Raw genomic sequence first — 17150 nt, 5'->3', positions numbered from 1 at the left:
ATGGTGATCACCGACCGTTCGCTGATACCCGCCGCCCGCCGCATCGTCGTCAAAGTGGGATCCTCGTCGATCAGCGGCGAGAACGCCCACCAGATCGGGCCCCTCGTCGATGCTCTGGCCGAAGCGCACGGCCGCGGAACCCAGGTGGTGCTCGTGTCGTCCGGTGCGATCGCCACCGGCATCCCGTACCTTGCGCTGTCCGAGCGGCCGAACGATCTCGCCACGCAGCAGGCGGCGGCCGCTGTCGGCCAGAACGTGCTCATCTACCGCTACCAGGACAGCCTCGACCGCTACGGCATCGTGGCGGGCCAGGTGCTCCTCACGGCCGGAGACCTGGAGAACCCGACGCACCGGTCGAACGCGCGTCGCGCGATGGAGCGGCTGCTCGACCTGCGCATCCTCCCGATCGTGAACGAGAACGACACGGTGGCAACGCACGAGATCCGCTTCGGCGACAACGATCGTCTTGCGGCGTTGGTCGCGACCCTCATCCGTGCCGACCTCCTCGTGCTGCTCTCCGACGTCGACGCCCTTTACACGAGACCACCGCACGAGCCCGGCGCAGAGCGTATCGGCCACGTCGCGGCGGATGACGCACTCGACGGAGTCGAGATCGGCTCGACCGGTCTCGCCGGCGTCGGCACAGGGGGAGCCGTGACGAAGGTCTCCGCTGCCCGCCACGCGGCCGAGGCGGGCAGCGCAGTGCTGCTCACCTCGACGCAGCTGGTGCGCTCCGCTCTCGCGGGTGACCCGGTCGGCACGTGGTTCGCTCCGCGTCAGCAGGACGCGGCCGTTGTCGCGCCGCCGTTGAGCGCCTAGACCCGGAGGCCCGCAGGGCTCACGCTCTAGACTGGCTCGATGGTCCCCACCGTTGTCGAGTCGGTTTCGTCGTCCCTGGACGCGGCGTCGACGGATGCCGCTTTCGCCCGCAAACTCGAGGCCGCGAAGGCTGCATCCCTGCCGCTGGCCACGGCGACGACGGCGCAGAAGAACGACGCACTCGAGCAGATCGCGCTGTCCCTGACGACTTCCGCCAGGCGGATCATCGACGCCAACGCGGAAGATCTCGATCGGGGCCGCGAGAGCGGCCTGTCCGTCGGGCTGCTCGACCGCCTCACGCTCGACGAGAAGCGGATCGCGAGCCTTGCGGGAGCCGTGCGCGACATCGCCGCACTGCCGGATCCGGTTGGCACGTCGGTGCGCGGCAGCAGGCTTCCCAACGGCGTCAGCATCCAGCAGGTGCGGGTTCCGTTCGGCGTCGTCGGCGCGATCTACGAGGCGCGTCCCAACGTGACAGTGGACATCGCGGCCCTCGCTCTGAAGAGCGGCAACGCCGTCGTGCTGCGCGGCGGACGGGCGGCGGAGTCCAGCAACCGTGTGCTCGTCGCGCTGATCCAGGAGGCGATCGAGCACGCTGGTCTGCCTGCGGATGCCGTCCAGACCGTCGACGAATTCGGTCGCGAGGGCGGCACCATGCTGATGCAGGCAAGGGGCCTGGTGGACGTGCTGATCCCGCGCGGCAGTGCGGATCTGATCCGCACCGTGGTCGAATCGGCCAAGGTCCCTGTCATCGAGACGGGTGCAGGAGTCGTGCACATCGTCCTCGACGAGAGCGCCGATGAGCAGTGGTCCGTCGACATCGTGCGCAATGCGAAGGTGCAGCGTCCCAGCGTGTGCAATGCGGTCGAGACGGTTCTCGTGCACAGCGGGGCCGCGTCCCGCCTGCTGCCGGCCGTGCTGGGTGCGCTCCGCGCCGAAGGCGTCACGGTGCACGCGGACCAACGTGCGCTGGCGATCTTCCCGGACGCCGTCCCGGTCACCGAAGAAGACTGGGCGACCGAGCACATGAGCCTCGACGTCTCGGTCGGCGTGGTCGACTCCCTGGATGAGGCGATCGCCCACATCCGTCTTTACTCGACGCAGCACACCGAATCGATCATCACCGACGACCTCCGGAACGCGGAACGCTTCCTGGCGGAGGTGGACTCGGCCGTCGTCATGGTCAACGCTTCCACCCGGTTCACTGACGGCGGCGAGTTCGGCTTCGGAGCGGAGGTCGGCATCTCCACGCAGAAGCTGCACGCCCGAGGACCCATGGGTCTGCCGGAGCTGACGAGCACGAAGTGGCTGGTACGGGGGAGCGGCCAGATCCGGGCCTGACCTCGGCGTGACACGACGCGGGCGCGGTTCGGGGCCTGCGTTCATGAGTAGACTGGCACTCTGGCATCCGCCACGAAAGGAAGAGTCGCATGACGTTCGTCGCAGCAGCCATCGCAGCCGAGGAAACCACCGGTGGTGCCACAGTGCAGCCCTGGGCGCTCGGTGTCGTCGTGCTCTGCGTGTTCGCCGCACTCGCCTTCGTCGTGTGGACGTATCGCGACGTGGCCAACCGTCACAGCCACAAGGCTGAAGCGGATGCCGCTCAGCACGCTGGCGCTCCCGGTGCCTATCACCACGGTGCCGGCCACCCCTCGACGCAGGAACACTGACCCTCGGGTTCCATGCAGCCGACTGCGTCCACGGGACCGTCCGGGCAGCGTCGCCAACGCGTCGGTGTGATGGGTGGAACGTTCGACCCCATCCACCACGGCCACCTGGTCGCCGCGAGCGAGGTGGCCCAGTCGTTCGACCTCGACGAGGTCATCTTCGTTCCGACCGGACAGCCCTGGCAGAAGGGCAACGTCACCGAGGCAGAGCATCGTTATCTGATGACGGTGATCGCCACCGCGTCGAATCCGCGTTTCACCGTGAGCCGCGTCGACATCGATCGACTGGGTCCCACGTACACCATCGACACGCTGCGCGAACTGCAGCACGCACGTCCGGAAGCGGATCTCTACTTCATCACGGGAGCGGATGCCATCGCCCAGATCTTGAGCTGGCGCGATGTCGAAGAGCTCTGGAAGCTGGCCCACTTCGTCGCTGTGAGTCGACCGGGACATCTCCTCGAGGTGACGGGTCTCCCCAACGGCGACGTAAGCTTGTTGGAGGTTCCGGCATTGGCGATCTCCTCCACCGACTGTAGGGACCGTGTCAGCCGGGGTTTCCCCGTCTGGTATCTCGTACCCGATGGAGTTGTCCAGTACATCTCCAAGCATCACCTTTACCGGAGTGTGGCATGACGTCGTGGCAAGACCAGCCGCCACAGACTCGGCGCCAGGCAAGAGAGAATCAGCGCGCCGCTGAGCGCGAACTCGGGCCCGTCGAGGGCGAGCAGCCTCCCGTCTCTCGCCGCGCCGCCACCGTCGCGCCCACGCCGGGGGGCGAAGTCCCTCAGGTCGCCACACCGTACTCGTTCGCTTCGACGCAGCGGGATGCCGGGCCTCAGACTCCCTCGTCTCCGATGGATGCTCCGCCGACGCGGCCACGCGCGCCTCGTTACGAGGAACTCTCCTTCGACAGTCTTCTCGCGGCGTCGCACGCCGGGGGACCGGCCAACGCCGCACCTGCCGACGATCGTGCCCCGGCATCCGTGGTCTACGCGCCGGGCGGACAGCAGCCGGCAGCCCTTCCGCAGGCTGCACCGTCACGTCCGGCGGCGTCACCAGAGGTACCGTTCGGGCAATCCGCGTACGCAACGCAGCCCGGTGCGTATACCCGGCAGCCGGCGGTGCCACAGCAGGGTTCGCCTCAACAGGCTCCGGCGCCTGCCAGCGCACCGTGGAACGCACCCGTGAGCCAGCAGGCTCCCGCGGCAGCGTCCGAGCCTCGCAACGGTGCCACGTATTCTCCGACGCAGACCGGCGCGGTCCCTCAGCCCGTCGACGGGCATCCCCTCACTCGGCGTGAGCTTCGCGCCATGATGCAGGCCCAGGCGGCAAGCGAGGCGACACAGGCGGAGGCCGGCGGCCAGCAGCAGGCAGCCGGCGGGCAGCAGCCCGGTGGAGTTCCGTTCACCGCAGCCCAGCCCACCGCGGGTCTGCAGAACGTGCCCCAGCCGATCGCCACACAGCCCACTGGTCAGCAGTTCTACGGCGGGCAGCCGGGCGGCACTCAGTCGGGCGGTGGGCAGTTCGGCGACCGTCAGTTCGACGACGGCCGGTTCAACACGCCTCAGGCGGGAGCACCGCAGGCCGCGCCGTCCGCTTTCGCCGGTCCTCAGGTCCCGGCAACCTCGCCGCAGCAGTCTGGCGTCGGCGCTCGCCAATCGTCACCCGCTGCGCCCTTCACGGCTGCCGGCACCCCGCAGGGTGTGCCCGGTCAGAGCGGGCAGGAAGCATCATTCGCGTCGCTGCTCAACGGCGGCGCGGAGGCGGCCATTGCGCCTCCCGCGACACACCGGGTCATTCCGCCGGCGACAGCCCCACGGGAACAGGCCGCAGCCCAGGTGCCGATCACCGTTGCCCCGTCTCAGGCACCGATGCAGGGCCGGTCCGTGGCCGCGGCGCCGACGGCGGTTCCTCCGGCAGCAGCGGGGCAGCGCGCTTCGACCGGGCAAAGCGGTCCGGCGACGGATCCGCAGCTCGCAGCTCGCGCTGCTGGCCACTGGTCGACCATGAACGACGACGATGCGGCGTCGCCCCGGTCCGCCGTCTCGACGGGAAGCGTGACGACCGCGAACGCGCTGATCCTGCCGTCCGTGCCTTCCGCGGGACTCGCGACCGCACCACTGACGAGCACCGGCGAGGTGATCGTCACCGGATCGATCGAGCTTCCGCGGTCGCTCGGATCGACGGGGCAGCATCCGGATCACTTCGATTCGTCGGACATCGACAGGTTGTTCGAGGAGTCGGATGCCATGCCGAACAGCAGCGTCGCTCCCGTTCGCGCGAGCAAGGCGGTTGCGACCCACACGTCCACTCGAGGCATGATCACGCCGCCGACCAAGCGCGGGAACAGGCTTCCGGTCGTGCTGGCCGTCACCGCCGGATTCCTGGCGCTGGGCGTCACGGCTCTCTTGGTGGCGGGTTACGTCTTCCATGCATTCTGACCCGATCGACGCCGAGTCCTCGTACTCTGCGGGACGCGTCCGATCCGGATTCCCACAACTCAGATCACACGAGGTGACTACCGTATGACCGCGTCCGCGCGTGCGCGCGAACTGCTCCAGCAGGCGGCCGAGGCCGCCGATTCGAAGGCCGCAACAGACCTGATCGCCCTCGACGTGTCCGGTCCTCTGCCGCTCGTCGACGTGTTCCTGCTCGCGACGGGCAATTCGGAACGCAACGTGGTGGCGATCGCCGCGGAGGTGGAGGATCGCCTCAACGAGGCCGGTGCGAAGACGCTGCGGCGTGAGGGCCGGTCCGAGGGCCGCTGGATCCTGCTGGACTTCGGCGATCTCGTCGTGCACGTCTTCCATCAGGAGGATCGGGCCTACTACGCACTCGAGCGCTTGTGGCGGGATTGCCCGACCGTGCCGTTCGAACTGCCGGTCGCCAACGAGGCGTGAGGGGCGGCATCCGATTCGTCTCCCAGCAGTCGGATGTAGTACTCTAGTGAGGTTGCTCCGCTCCGCGGAGTGACAGGTAAGGGTCTGTGGCGCAGCTGGTAGCGCACCTGCATGGCATGCAGGGGGTCAGGGGTTCGAGTCCCCTCAGATCCACCAAAAGAATCACCAGAGGTCCCGCTGAGGCGGGGCCTTTTCGTTTCACTGCGGCCACGGCGGTGCGTCAGCATCGACGGGTCGGGCTCGCGTGGCGGCCGAGGCCGACGGCTGAGTGTGGTGGCCCAGCGTGGTGGCCGAGTGTGGCGTTCCTGAGCGGTCAGCCTCGGAGAACGGGCACCTTGCGAAGCGCATAAGATCGCGGACTAGCCTCGAGTGTCATGGACTCCGTGGTCAGAAGCGAGAACGTGGATCATCACTTCGCGGACGGCGGTGTGAAGCGGCTCTTCATCGGCGGTGAATGGGTTCCGGCGGCTTCGGGGGAGACCCTGGAGAGTCGCAATCCGGCGACCGGGGAGCTGCTGGCGATGATCGCGGCGGGCGGATCATCGGATGTCGACAGCGCGGTGTCCGCGGCGCGATCGGCGTTCGAAGGGCCGTGGAGCAGGTACACGCCGTACGAGCGACAGCGGCTGCTCGAACGGTTCGGCGAGCTCGTCGAGCGCGACTTCGATGAACTCACCGTGCTCGACACCCTGGACATGGGCGCGCCGCTTCAGCGCACGCGGGGGCTTCGCGGTCGGGTGCTCGGAATGCTCCACTACTACGCCGCGCTGGCCTACTCGGTCGGAGGGGAGACCATCCCGAACTCGCTGCCGGGCGAGATCTTCTCCTACACCGTCAAGGAGCCGGTGGGCGTGGTCGGAGCGATCATCCCGTGGAACACGCCGCTGGCCGCCGTGGTGTGGAAGCTCGGTCCCGTGCTCGCCACGGGATGCACCATCGTTCTGAAGCCTGCGGAGGAGGCCTCCATCACCGCGCTTCGCCTCGCCGAGCTTGCGCAGGAGGCCGGCGTGCCCGACGGCGTGGTCAACGTGGTCACCGGAGTGGGCGAGGTGGCGGGCGCGGCCCTCGCGGCGCATCCGGGCGTGGACAAGAGATCGCGTTCACCGGTTCGCACGTGACGGGTCAGTCGATCGTGCGTGCCTCGGCGGGAAACCTCAAGCGTGTGTCGCTCGAGCTCGGCGGAAAGTCGCCGGACGTCGTCTTCGCGGATGCGGATCTGGACGCGGCGATCCCGGGCGCAGCCATGGCGGTGTTCGCGAACTCCGGTCAGGTGTGCAGCGCGGGTACGCGGATGTTCATCGAGCGTGGCATCTACGACGAGTTCGTCGAGCGAGTGGGTGAGCACGGTCGCTCGCTTCGGATCGGCAATGGGATGGATCCCGAGACGCAGATCGGGCCGCTGGTATCCCGTCAGCAGCTGGAGCGGGTCACGGGATACCTCGACCTCGGTCGCGCGGAGGGTGCCGTGCCGATGGCATGATCCATCGCGTGCCGTCCGGAAGCGCTTACGCCCGAACGGATCGCACCGGCTGCACCAGATCGGTGACCCACTCCGACTGCGGACGATCGCCTGGCGTCCAGTACACCTCTCGGCACACGTCGTCGAGTTCGTATCCGTTGTCGCGTGCCCAGGCGATGAGCGCGTCCCATGACTCGCCGATTCCGGCGACCTCGCCTCGGTGGACCGTGACGGCGGCTTGGGCGATCCCGGGCAGCGTGTGCACGTCGAGTCCATCGACGGATGACGTGTCAGCAGGCACGATGAATCCCGCCGTGACGATGGCACCGGTTCCGTCCCCGGACTCGTCGGCCTCGTAGAGAGCGATGGCCGGGCCGAAGTCCTCGATGCCTGCCGCGGTGAGCAGATCGGCCGATTCCGGGAACATGGGACCGACGACGGGGGAGATGTTGACAGGGCCGAAGCCCGGGGCCTTGCGGCTGAGGGTCGCGACACGTTGCGGCTCGATCGAGCGGATGTCGGCGGTGATGGTCTGCGAAGTGGGCATGACGGTTTCTCCTCGGATCCGGCGGAGGCTCGCATCGATTCGCCTCAGCCGCCCCTCGGCGTCGGCGACGGTGGCCTCCAACTCGCGACGGGCTGTGGTGAGCATCCGCTCGACCTCGCCGTCGTCCGCGTCGCCCCAGACCACGCGTGAGACCTGCTCGAGCGTGAGGCCGAGGCCCTTGAGCTCGACGATGCGGGTGAGCGCGGTGAGCTGGGTCGGTGCGTACGCGCGATATCCGGTCAGCGGATCCACCCGTGCGGGTCGGAGCAGGCCGATCTGGTCGTAGTGCCGCAGCATCCGCACGGACACCCGGCCGATCGACGCGAACTCTCCGATGGTTAACACGACGCCTCCGAGAATGCAGCCTGACACCGTGTGAGAGTCAATGCCGACCGTCCACTTTCTCAGGCGAACTCCCGCGACCCGATTCGTGACGCGGGAGCGTAGTTCAGCCGAGCGCCGGCTTGATGTCGCGCACGATCGATTCGAGGATGCGCGCGTTGAAGTCCACGCCGAGCTGATTGGGCACTGTCACCAGGATGGTGTCGGCATCCTGCACCGCAGCATCCTGGGCCAGTTCGTCGGCGATCACGTCGGGTTCGCCGATGTAGCTGCGGCCGAAGCGCGCCAGCTCGTCGCCGATGTAGCCGACCTGGTCGCGGGCATCCGCCTGGGCTCGAAGACCGAAGTAGTGGCGCGTCTCGTCGTCGATGATCGGCAGGATGCTCCGACTCACCGACACCCGCGGCTCGCGTTCGTGCCCGGCCGCCGCCCATGCCTCGCGGTAGAGCCGCAGCTGTTCGGCCTGCAGCTCCGCCAACGGAACCCCGGTGTCCTCGGTGAGGAGCGTGGAGCTCATCAGGTTCATGCCCTGCTCCGCTGCCCACACCGCGGTGCCGCGGCTGCCGGCGCCCCACCAGATGCGCTCGGGAAGCGTTTCGGAGCGCGGCTCGATGGCGAGCGGCACACGTTGTCCCGTCATCTGCGGATCGGAGTACACCAGCCCGGCGCCGGAGATCGCCGCACGGAACAGTTCGGTGTGGTTGCGTGCCATGTCGGCGTCGGACGCGTTTTCGCCAGGCAGGAACCCGAACGCCTCGTATCCCTTGTCGGCGGTCTCGGGTGAGCCCCTGCTGATGCCGAGCTGCAACCGTCCGCCCGCGATCAGGTCGGCAGCGGCCGCCGACTCGGCTGCGTACAGCGGGTTCTCGTACCGCATGTCGATAACGGCCGTCCCGATCTCGATACGGGAGGTGCGGGCTCCGATGGCCGCCAGCAACGGGAACGGCGAGGCCAGCTGCGGAGCGAAATGGTGCACGCGCACATACGCGCCGTCGGCACCGACGTCCTCTGCCGCCTGTGCCAGCTCGATGGTCTGAAGGAGAGCATCCGCCGCGCTGCGCACGACCGAGCCCTGTGCGGGCGACCAGTGCCCGAAGGAGAGGAAACCGATGCGTTTCACTGCAGATTCAGCCTTTGAAGGTTCCCGGGTATTCCCGCACGCGACGGGCGACGCTGATCAATACCAGTGCGGATTGTGCGACATCTCGTGGTCCCACGCGGCACACGGGGTGCCGTACACCGCTGAAATGTACCCGAGTCCCCAGTTGATCTGCGTGTCGCCGTTCGTCTGCCAATCGCCACCAGCAGAAGCCAACTTTTCAGCGGGCAACGATTGAGGGATGCCGTAGGCGCCGCTCGAGGAGTTGTACGCGTTCCAGCGCCAGCCGGACTCCTGGTTCCAGAGGTCGACGAGGCAGGAGAACTGGCTGCCGTCCCAGCCGTAACTGCCCATGACGCTCTGCGCGTACGACTGGGCCGCTCCCGGACTGCACCCGCCGGTGCATGGTGCCGAGAAGTCGATCGTGGAGTCACTGGGGCCAGCCGAGGCTGCGGCCTTCCTGTTGTTGTAGCCGACCCAGTACTGTGCCTCGATGTCGGACGCCTGTTGGTTGAGGCTCGCCGCCTGCGCCTGCAGGACCGCACCCTGCGTCTGCTCTGCGGCGAGCGCCACATCGGCCGCGGTCTTTGCCGCTTGCGCGGCGAGATATTTGGTGTTCGCGTCCTGTTCGAGACCGGCGCGGATGCTTTCGGCCTGTTTCGCTTGCTCCTGCAGCGAAGAGACCACATTCTGCTTCTGCTTGGCGTAGGTCTGCAGCTGGGCGACGTGGCCAGTGAGCTGGCTGACGGCACCGAGTTGGTCGAGCAGGTCGCTGGCGTGACCATTGCTCAGCAGGAGCTTCGCGGTCAGATCGCCGCCACCCGACCTGTATAGCTGGCTCGTCAGCTTGCCGTACTGGGTCTTCGCTTGTGATGCGTCCTTCTGGGCTGTGCCGACTTGGCTATTGATGGCATCGAGCTTGGTGGTCTGAGCATTCAGGGCATTCTTGGCGGTGGTGTATTCGAACTGCTTCTTGAGCTCGTCCGCTGCCGCCGTCTGTGCCGCCTGCTGCAGCTGTCCGATCAGAGCCTCGATCTTGTCGTACTCCGCCTGGGCCGCAGCCGCATTCGCCTTCGCGGCCTGCACCTGATCCCAACTGGGGTAGTCGTCGGCATGTGCCGGTGCTGCCGTCAGCAGCGGAATCGCCACGGCGGCAGCAACGCCGAAGACGACCAATCGAAGGCGGCCTCCCGGCCCCTTGTCCGGGTTCGCGGATCGGGTTCTGCGCACAGCCACGCTTTCCACCATAGGCAGGCATTCGGCAACGTCAACGCGAAACGCCCGGCCGGGCGAACCTCGGCGGAGCGCGCCGTGCGGCCCGAACTCGGGCTCCACGCGTCGGTGGACGGTGCTTGACTGATCCGATGAGCACCTTGCAGCGTGCCGTGCTGACCGTGGCGATCCTGGCATCCCTCGTGGCGTTCCTCGACGGATCGGTCGTCAACGTCGCCCTTCCCGCCATCGAACGAGAACTGGGCGGAGGCCTTGTGCTGCAGCAGTGGGTGGTGGACGCCTACCTGATCACACTCGGCGCTCTCATCCTGCTTGCGGGGTCGCTGTCCGACGCGTTCGGGCGCAAGCGGATCCTGATGATCGGCCTCTTCGGTTTCGGGATCGCGTCGATCGCCTGCGCCGTGGCCCCTGACGGTGTATCGCTCGTCGCGTTCCGGGCCATCCAGGGCATCGCCGGTGCGCTGCTGGTGCCGAGCTCTCTGGCGATCATCATCCAGGTCTTCAGCGAGAGCGACCAGCCGAAGGCGATCGGACGCTGGACGGCATGGACCTCCGCCGCCATGCTCGTCGGGCCGTTGCTCGGCGGCCTCTTCGTCGACACTCTGTCGTGGCGGCTCGTGTTCGCCATCAATCCCATCCCGATCGCGGTGACCATCGTGATCCTGTGGCGCATCCGGCTCGACCACGAGCATGCGCACGGCCACATCGACTACCTCGGCGCGGTGCTCGGCGCGGTCGGGCTCGGCGGCGTGGTCTTCGCGCTGATCGAGCAGGGCCAGGTCGGCTGGGGAGATCCGCTGGTCTGGGGCGTCGGGGCGATCGGTTGCCTTTCCCTCGTCGCGTTCACCGTCGTCGAGCTGCGCTCGACGCAGCCCATGCTGCCGTTCGCGCTCTTCCGCATCCGCAACTTCGGCGTCGGCAACATCGCGACGCTCGCCGTCTACGCTGCGCTGTCGCTCGGAACCCTCATCGTGGGCATCTATCTGCAGGAGGTGGCCGGATTCAAGGCGACTCTCGCTGGGCTCGCGCTCGTGCCTGCGACGGTGGTCTCGCTTCTCCTTTCCGGTCGGTTCGGTGCGCTCTCCGGCACATGGGGTCCGCGTCTGTTCATGGCTGTCGGTCCGCTGGTCGCGGCGGGTGGGTATGCCCTGCTGCTCACCATGGGGACGGAGGTGGACTACTGGCTCGAGGTGCTGCCCGGCATGCTCGTGTTCGGCCTCGGCCTGTCGATCACTGTCGCTCCACTGACGGCCGCGATCCTCGGCGCGGTGCCGCCCGAGCATGCGGGAATCGGATCGGCGATCAACAACGCCGTCGCGCGCATCGCGGGGCTGGTCGCCGTCGCCTGTGCTGGGCTGATCGTGGCCGGCCCTCTCGATCAGGCGGGCATGCGCCGCGTGCTGGTGGTGTGCGTGGCGCTCCTCGTCGCTGGAGGCGTGGTGTCGGCGATCGGCATCACCAACAAGAAGAGGAGGGCCCCGACCGTGGCGCAGGCGGCTATGCCGACAGCACAGGGCCCGCTGCCACCAACGCGATGACATCGATCACGGCGGATGCCATGATGAGGCGCATCAGCCACCTCGACCGCACGCCACGCAGGGTGAGCACGACGCCGAGACACGCGATCCCCACGGTGAGCACCGATCCGGCGATGACGAGGACGGACGGCCATCCGCTCAAGCCGGACACAACGACGGCGCCGACAGCGATGAGCACCCCGACGGCGGCGAGCAGGCCGAACGAGACCAGTCCTCCGATCCGCGGTCCGAGGAGATGCCCGAAGCCGCGCACACCGGTGAGGCGGTCCTGTTCGAGGTCGGGGAGGACATTGGTGACGTGCGCGGCCGCGCCGAGGAGGCATCCGGCGGCCACGACCCACCACGCAGGCCACTGCGGTGTCGGCGCGCCCAGCGTGACGATCGCGGGCAGCGTCCCGAAGCTGACGATGTACGGGACAACGGAGAAGAGTGTGCGTTTCAGGCCGGCGTTGTAGCTCCACGCGCTTGCGAGGGCGACGACGTGGGCGATGAGGGCGGCGGGGCCCAGCGGGAGCGTCAGCAGGAGGGCGAGGGCGAGGGCGACGAACGCCGCGATCCCGACTGTTCGCCGCGCGATCGCGTGTGCGGCGATCGGCTTGTCGGCCCGCGCGACCGCACTGTCGCGCGCCGCGTCGATCCAGTCGTTCGACCACCCGACCGACAGCTGGTCCGCCAGCATCGCCGCGGTGATCAGGACCACCCGCCACGCCGGATAGGCGACGCCGATGGCGAGCACGGCCGCGACCAGGGTCACCACGATGGCCGGACCCGGATGGCTGGCCAGCGCCAGGGCCCGCACCGCTTTCGGCATGGGGACATGCTAGGGCCAGAGTTCGTCGTCGCGACCGCGGACGCTCGCGTGGGCATCCGAGGATCTGGTCCGATTCGGCTGAGAGCGACCTCATCGTCGCGGCAGCGGTGCGGGGGAGGCGCCGACGTGGACGAATGGGTGCACACCACTTCTTGCGAACAATTGCAAGAGATTGCGTAGAATCGAGCCATGGCCAAACGACTAGCCGAAGTCGCCCGCAAGGTGGGCGTCAGCGAAGCCACCGTGAGCCGTGTGCTCAACGAGAAGCCGGGCGTCAGCGAGGCGACGCGGCAGGCCGTGCTGACCGCGCTCGACGTGCTCGGCTACGAGCGGCCCACCAAGCTCCGGGGCGAGCGGGCACGCCTCGTCGGCCTGGTCCTGCCCGAGCTCTCCAACCCGATCTTCCCCGCCTTCGCCGAGGTGGTCGGCGGTGCCCTGGCGCAGAACGGCTACACGCCCGTGCTCTGCACGCAGACGGCCGGCGGCATCTCCGAGGCGGACTACGTGGACCTCCTGCTCGAGCAGCATGTCTCCGGCGTGGTCTTCGCCGGGGGACTGTACACGCAGGAAGCCGGGTCGCACGAGCACTATGAGAAGCTCCGCGACGTCAACCTGCCCACCGTGCTCGTGAACGCTCCGATCGACGGCATCGGCTTTCCCACGGTGTCCTGCGACGACCGGGTGGCGACCCAGCTGGCGGTGCGGCATCTGGTGCAACTCGGCCACACGCGCATCGGATACGTGCTCGGGCCGCGCGATCACGTGCCGTCCAAGCGCAAGTACGAATCGGCCGAGGCCGAGATGAAGCGGGCCGGCCTCTCCTTCGACGACGATCTCGTCGTGCGCTCGCTCTACTCGCTCGAAGCGGGCCAGGCTGCGGCCGCCAAGCTGCTGTCCAGCGGGGTCACCGCGATCGTCTGCGCCAGTGATCCGCTCGCGCTCGGCGTGATCCGCGCCGTACGGCGCTCGGGGCTGCGCGTGCCAGAGGACGTCTCGGTCGTCGGCTACGACGATTCGGCACTCATGGGATGCGTGGAGCCGCCGCTGACCACGGTGCGCCAGCCGATCGAGCCCATGGGGCGCATGGTCATGGAGCTTCTGACGGCTCAGATCACGGGCGAGCGTCCGTCGATCGACGAGTTCCTCTTCGAGCCGGAGCTCGTCGTGCGGGCGTCGACGGGGCCGGCGCCGCGCTGACTGACGGCCCGGCGGGGCGGTGATGGCGCCCTCTCGCCGGATTCAGTGCTGCTGACAGGCAGAAACCGCGCGGAGACTGGCGCAAGGGATCGCAATTTCACGCAAGTGGATTGCTGTTTGTTTAGTTCTTGCATCATTCTGTCGAGTTGATTACTTTGTGATCCAGCGCCGATCGCGACCCGAACCGACCGGCCACGACCTGCAACGCGTCCTCGGCACCGCCGCCCTTCTGCGGTGGCTGCCGCCGCCCAGAAAGGCTCCATCAGTGGACCTGTCCTCCGTCGCCGACACGCTCCGCGCCGGCCCCGCCGACACCGTCACCCCGTCAGCGGCTCACGTGCGTCGTGCGCCATCGTCATCCGATCCGCTGTGGTGGCGCAGCGCGGCGATCTACCAGATCTACCCGCGCAGCTTCGCGGACGGGAACGGCGACGGCATCGGCGACCTGGCCGGCGTGCGCCGGCATCTCGGGTACCTCAAGGATCTCGGGATCGACGCGATCTGGTTCACCCCGTGGTATGCGTCCCCACTGGCCGACGGCGGATACGACGTGGCGGACTACACGTCCATCGATCCGCGGTTCGGGACGCTGGAAGAGGCGGAGGCGCTGATCCAGGACGCGCTGGCACTGGGCATCCGCACGATCATCGACGTCGTTCCGAACCACATCTCGGACCACCATCCGTGGTTCCAGTCGGCTCTCGCTGCGGGTCCGGGATCGCCGGAGCGCGAGCGCTTCTGGTTCCATCCGGGGAAGGGCGTCGACGGATCCGAGATGCCGACGCACTGGGAGTCGAACTTCTCCGGTGAGACGTGGACGCGCACGACGAACGCGGACGGAACGCCGGGCGAGTGGTACCTGCACCTCTTCACGCCACAGCAGCCGGACCTCAACTGGAACCATCCCGACGTGCGTCGCATGCACGAGGACGTTCTGAGGTTCTGGTTCGACCGGGGCGTCGGGGGAGTGCGCATCGACTCCGCCGCCCTGCTCGTCAAGGACGACACGCTGCCCGAGGTGCCCGAGAATCCGGGACCCGGCGGGCATCCGAACCAGGATCGCGACGAGCTGCACGACATCTACCGCAGCTGGCGGGCCATCGCGGATTCGTACCCGGGCACCCGCGTGCTGGTCGGCGAGATCTGGCTGCCGGACATCGATCGGTTCGCCAAGTATCTGCGTGACGACGAGCTGCACACCGCCTTCAATTTCGACTTCCTCGCGCGGCCGTGGAATGCTGCCGAGCTTCGCGAGTCGATCGATGCCACACTCGCGGCGCACGCGCCCGTCGGCGCGCCGTCGACGTGGGTGCTCTCCAACCACGACGTCACGCGTCCGGTGACCCGATACGGGCGCGAGGACAGCTCGTTCGCCTTCCTCAAGAAGCGAACGGGCACGCCCACCGATCTCGCACTCGGCGAGCGGCGGGCCCGAGCCGCCGCCCTGCTGACGGCAGCGCTGCCTGGTGCGCTGTACATCTACCAGGGCGACGAGCTCGGACTTCCCGAGGTGGAGGACATCCCGGAAGAACTGCTCGAGGACCCCATGCACTTCCGCTCCGGCGGGGTCGATCCCGGACGAGACGGATGCCGCGTCCCGCTCCCCTGGAGTGGCTCGGAGCCGCCGTTCGGGTTCAGCCCGGCGGGAGCATCCGCGTCACCATGGCTTCCGCAGCCATCGACCTGGGCTGCACTGACGGTGCAGGCGCAGCAGGCCGACCCGTCGTCGATGCTCTGGCTGTATCGGCAGGCGCTGCGGATGCGTCGCGTGCTGAACGCGACAGCCGAGGGTGAATTCGCGTGGCGATCGCTCGGCGACGACGTGCTCGCGTTCGACCGCGGTGCGGAGTTCCTCTCGGTGACCAACCTCTCGGACCACAGCGTCGAGCTGCCCGACAACGGCGGCATCCTCCTCTCCAGCAGCCCGCTCCAGCGCGGAAAGCTGCCCCCAGACTCCACGGCATGGCTACGAACACAGCACGAGCCGCCGGAGATCCGTTCCTGACGTCCCAGGTGCGGAATCGACATGAAACAACAGGCAACAGCCACCTTGAAAGGACACAGACAATGAAGTCACCAGGAAAGATCGCGGTGCTGACGGCCGCGGCCCTGGTCGGCGTCGGCATCCTCAGCGGATGCTCGTCGAACAGCGGCAGCGACGACGGCGGCAAGGTGAACCTCGTCGTCGCCCCGGTGCTGCCCGGCGCAACAGCGGATGCTCTGAGCGCGCTGCACAAGCGCGTTCAGGAATTCGAGAAGGCGAACCCCGACATCAACGTCAAGGCGATCGAATACCAGTGGACCGCCTCCACGTTCGCTGCCGAACTCGCCGGTGGAACCCTCCCCGATGTGTTCAACGTTCCGTTCACCGACTCGAAGACGCTGGCGGACAACGGTCAGCTGGCCGACATCACGACGGACTTCAAGAAGACGTCGACAGCGGACAAATGGAACAAGAACGTGCTGGACGTCGCAACCGGCAGTAACGGCCACGTTTACGGAATCCCGTGGGGTCCTTACGCCATGGCCTTGTCCTACAACCGCGACATCTTCAAGCAGGCCGGCCTCGACCCGGACAAGCCGCCCACAACGCTCGATGAGATCGAGGCCGACGCCAAGATCATCTCCGAGAAGGTTCCGGGCGTCGCCGGCTATATGCAGATGACGACCGACGCGACAGGCGGTTGGGAGCTCGCGACGCTCACCCAGTCGCTCGGCGGACGCCTCGAGAAGGTCGCCTCCGACGGCAAGGTGACGGTCACCGCTGACAACGCGCAGACCAAGCAGGGCCTCGAGTGGCTGCAGAAGATGCGGTGGACCGACAACTCACTGGGCAACAACTTCCTGCTCAAGTGGGACACCACCAACCAGGCGTTCGCGTCGGGCCAGATCGCCATGTACATGAGCGGTTCGGATGTCATCGGCTCGCTCATGCAGGCCAACGGGTTCGACCAGAACAAGTACGGCGTGACGACCTTCCCCGTGGCGTCCGGCTCCAACGCGGGCATCCTGTCCGGCGGCAACGTCGACGTCGTCAACGTGAAGGACAACGCGAAGCAGATCGCGGCTGCCGTGAAGTGGATCGACTTCTACCGCACGCAGCCGAACGTGGACAAGACCGCGGCGGTGAACAACGCGAAGACGCTGGCCGCAGGCAAGCAGGCGGTCGGTGCTCCGACCCTTCCGGTCTTCGACAAGGCCACATGGGAGCAGAACCAGGAGTGGATCAAGCCCTACGTGAACGTCCCGGCAGAGAACGTGAAGCCGTTCACCGACGGAATCTGGAACCAGAAGATCGTTCCCGAACCGCCGTCGCACACGCAGGACCTCTACCAGGCGCTCGACACCGTGGTGCAGGCCGTGCTCACCGACAAGAACGCCGACATCGACTCCCTGCTGAAGGGCGTCAACACCAAGGTGCAGGCTCTGATCGACGCGGACAGCAAGTAGTCCTCGTCACACCAGGGCGTCAGAAGGATCCGGCTGTTCGAACCGTGTCGTTCGAACAGCCGGATCCCGGCCAACACCCACACCG

Annotated in this window: 16 protein-coding genes and 1 tRNA gene; 13 read left to right on the top strand and 4 right to left on the bottom strand. The window is 67.6% G+C overall.

The window, feature by feature from the left end; all coding sequences use genetic code 11:
- The 9 genes from proB to ACX9R5_RS13070 all read left to right on the top strand — a co-directional run bounded on the left by proB (position 1) and on the right by ACX9R5_RS13070 (position 6869).
- Entirely contained in the window at positions 1 to 819 is an 819-nt protein-coding gene (gene proB / locus ACX9R5_RS13110) for a glutamate 5-kinase (protein ID WP_459409470.1), read from the top strand.
- A 39-nt stretch (positions 820 to 858) separates the two neighbouring features.
- Positions 859 to 2160 carry a glutamate-5-semialdehyde dehydrogenase gene (locus ACX9R5_RS13105; RefSeq protein ID WP_459409469.1) on the top strand — a complete coding sequence of 434 codons (1302 nt, stop codon included), beginning with the start codon at positions 859 to 861 and terminating at the stop codon, positions 2158 to 2160.
- 89 nt (positions 2161 to 2249) lie between these two features.
- A complete protein-coding gene (locus ACX9R5_RS13100; RefSeq protein WP_459409468.1) occupies positions 2250 to 2489 on the top strand; it encodes a hypothetical protein in 240 nt (79 codons plus the stop codon).
- Positions 2490 to 2501: 12 nt separating this feature from the next.
- Positions 2502 to 3122 carry a nicotinate-nucleotide adenylyltransferase gene (gene nadD, locus ACX9R5_RS13095; RefSeq protein ID WP_459409467.1) on the top strand — a complete coding sequence of 207 codons (621 nt, stop codon included), beginning with the start codon at positions 2502 to 2504 and terminating at the stop codon, positions 3120 to 3122.
- Positions 3123 to 3673: 551 nt separating this feature from the next.
- Positions 3674 to 4930, top strand: a complete 1257-nt coding sequence (locus ACX9R5_RS13090) for a hypothetical protein (RefSeq protein WP_459409466.1) — start codon at positions 3674 to 3676, stop codon at positions 4928 to 4930.
- Between the two features lie 84 nt (positions 4931 to 5014).
- Positions 5015 to 5389: a ribosome silencing factor gene (rsfS, locus tag ACX9R5_RS13085; RefSeq protein WP_459409465.1), complete on the top strand. Its 375-nt coding sequence runs from the start codon at positions 5015 to 5017 to the stop codon at positions 5387 to 5389.
- Between the two features lie 80 nt (positions 5390 to 5469).
- Positions 5470 to 5545, top strand: a tRNA-Ala gene (locus tag ACX9R5_RS13080).
- 218 nt (positions 5546 to 5763) lie between these two features.
- Positions 5764 to 6507 (top strand): aldehyde dehydrogenase family protein, encoded by a 744-nt coding sequence (locus tag ACX9R5_RS13075; protein ID WP_459409464.1) that lies wholly within the window; start codon positions 5764 to 5766, stop codon positions 6505 to 6507.
- A complete protein-coding gene (locus ACX9R5_RS13070) occupies positions 6504 to 6869 on the top strand; it encodes an aldehyde dehydrogenase family protein (protein WP_459409463.1) in 366 nt (121 codons plus the stop codon). The genes ACX9R5_RS13075 and ACX9R5_RS13070 overlap by 4 nt, the downstream gene beginning before the upstream one ends.
- A 25-nt stretch (positions 6870 to 6894) precedes the next feature.
- On the opposite strand, the gene ACX9R5_RS13065 is transcribed toward ACX9R5_RS13070, so the two are convergent.
- From ACX9R5_RS13065 to ACX9R5_RS13055, 3 genes are all read right to left on the bottom strand, one after another.
- Positions 6895 to 7740 (bottom strand): MerR family transcriptional regulator, encoded by an 846-nt coding sequence (locus tag ACX9R5_RS13065; protein WP_459409462.1) that lies wholly within the window; start codon positions 7738 to 7740, stop codon positions 6895 to 6897.
- Between the two features lie 103 nt (positions 7741 to 7843).
- Complete coding sequence (locus ACX9R5_RS13060) at positions 7844 to 8857, bottom strand: LLM class flavin-dependent oxidoreductase (RefSeq protein WP_459409461.1); 1014 nt, start codon at positions 8855 to 8857, stop codon at positions 7844 to 7846.
- A gap of 57 nt (positions 8858 to 8914) precedes the next feature.
- Positions 8915 to 10171, bottom strand: a complete 1257-nt coding sequence (locus ACX9R5_RS13055) for a coiled-coil domain-containing protein (RefSeq protein WP_459409460.1) — start codon at positions 10169 to 10171, stop codon at positions 8915 to 8917.
- A 29-nt stretch (positions 10172 to 10200) separates the two neighbouring features.
- On the opposite strand from ACX9R5_RS13055, the gene ACX9R5_RS13050 reads away from it, so the two are divergent.
- Positions 10201 to 11607, top strand: a complete 1407-nt coding sequence (locus ACX9R5_RS13050; RefSeq protein WP_459409459.1) for a DHA2 family efflux MFS transporter permease subunit — start codon at positions 10201 to 10203, stop codon at positions 11605 to 11607.
- On the opposite strand, the gene ACX9R5_RS13045 is transcribed toward ACX9R5_RS13050, so the two are convergent.
- Positions 11567 to 12418 (bottom strand): UbiA family prenyltransferase, encoded by an 852-nt coding sequence (locus tag ACX9R5_RS13045; RefSeq protein WP_459409458.1) that lies wholly within the window; start codon positions 12416 to 12418, stop codon positions 11567 to 11569. The two genes, ACX9R5_RS13050 and ACX9R5_RS13045, sit on opposite strands and share 41 nt — an antisense overlap.
- Before the next feature lie 189 nt (positions 12419 to 12607).
- Here ACX9R5_RS13045 and ACX9R5_RS13040 point away from each other — a divergent pair, with 189 nt between their 5' ends.
- The 3 genes from ACX9R5_RS13040 (at position 12608) to ACX9R5_RS13030 (ending at position 17065) form a co-directional block, all read left to right on the top strand.
- The gene (locus ACX9R5_RS13040) at positions 12608 to 13615 is read left to right on the top strand and encodes a LacI family DNA-binding transcriptional regulator (RefSeq protein WP_459409457.1); all 1008 of its coding nucleotides are present in this window, start codon (positions 12608 to 12610) and stop codon (positions 13613 to 13615) included.
- Between the two features lie 337 nt (positions 13616 to 13952).
- On the top strand, positions 13953 to 15620 hold the full coding sequence (locus ACX9R5_RS13035) for a glycoside hydrolase family 13 protein (protein WP_459409685.1): 1668 nt from the start codon (positions 13953 to 13955) through the stop codon (positions 15618 to 15620).
- Positions 15621 to 15682: 62 nt separating this feature from the next.
- Positions 15683 to 17065, top strand: coding sequence for an extracellular solute-binding protein (locus tag ACX9R5_RS13030; RefSeq protein WP_459409456.1), 1383 nt, complete (start codon positions 15683 to 15685; stop codon positions 17063 to 17065).
- The last annotated feature ends 85 nt before the right edge of the window (positions 17066 to 17150 follow it).

Source organism: Rathayibacter sp. CAU 1779, from assembly GCF_054551755.1.
The sequence above is the reverse complement of the archived record's forward strand: the minus strand, read 5'-3'. Positions and strand labels throughout refer to the sequence as shown.

Coding starts and splice junctions, on each gene's coding strand:
- proB (WP_459409470.1), top strand. CDS start 1: ATGGTGATCACCGACCGTTCGCTGATACCCGCCGCCCGCCGCATCGTC.
- ACX9R5_RS13105 (WP_459409469.1), top strand. CDS start 859: ATGGTCCCCACCGTTGTCGAGTCGGTTTCGTCGTCCCTGGACGCGGCG.
- ACX9R5_RS13100 (WP_459409468.1), top strand. CDS start 2,250: ATGACGTTCGTCGCAGCAGCCATCGCAGCCGAGGAAACCACCGGTGGT.
- nadD (WP_459409467.1), top strand. CDS start 2,502: ATGCAGCCGACTGCGTCCACGGGACCGTCCGGGCAGCGTCGCCAACGC.
- rsfS (WP_459409465.1), top strand. CDS start 5,015: ATGACCGCGTCCGCGCGTGCGCGCGAACTGCTCCAGCAGGCGGCCGAG.
- ACX9R5_RS13075 (WP_459409464.1), top strand. CDS start 5,764: ATGGACTCCGTGGTCAGAAGCGAGAACGTGGATCATCACTTCGCGGAC.
- ACX9R5_RS13050 (WP_459409459.1), top strand. CDS start 10,201: ATGAGCACCTTGCAGCGTGCCGTGCTGACCGTGGCGATCCTGGCATCC.
- ACX9R5_RS13045 (WP_459409458.1), bottom strand. CDS start 12,418: ATGCCGAAAGCGGTGCGGGCCCTGGCGCTGGCCAGCCATCCGGGTCCG.
- ACX9R5_RS13040 (WP_459409457.1), top strand. CDS start 12,608: ATGGCCAAACGACTAGCCGAAGTCGCCCGCAAGGTGGGCGTCAGCGAA.
- ACX9R5_RS13030 (WP_459409456.1), top strand. CDS start 15,683: ATGAAGTCACCAGGAAAGATCGCGGTGCTGACGGCCGCGGCCCTGGTC.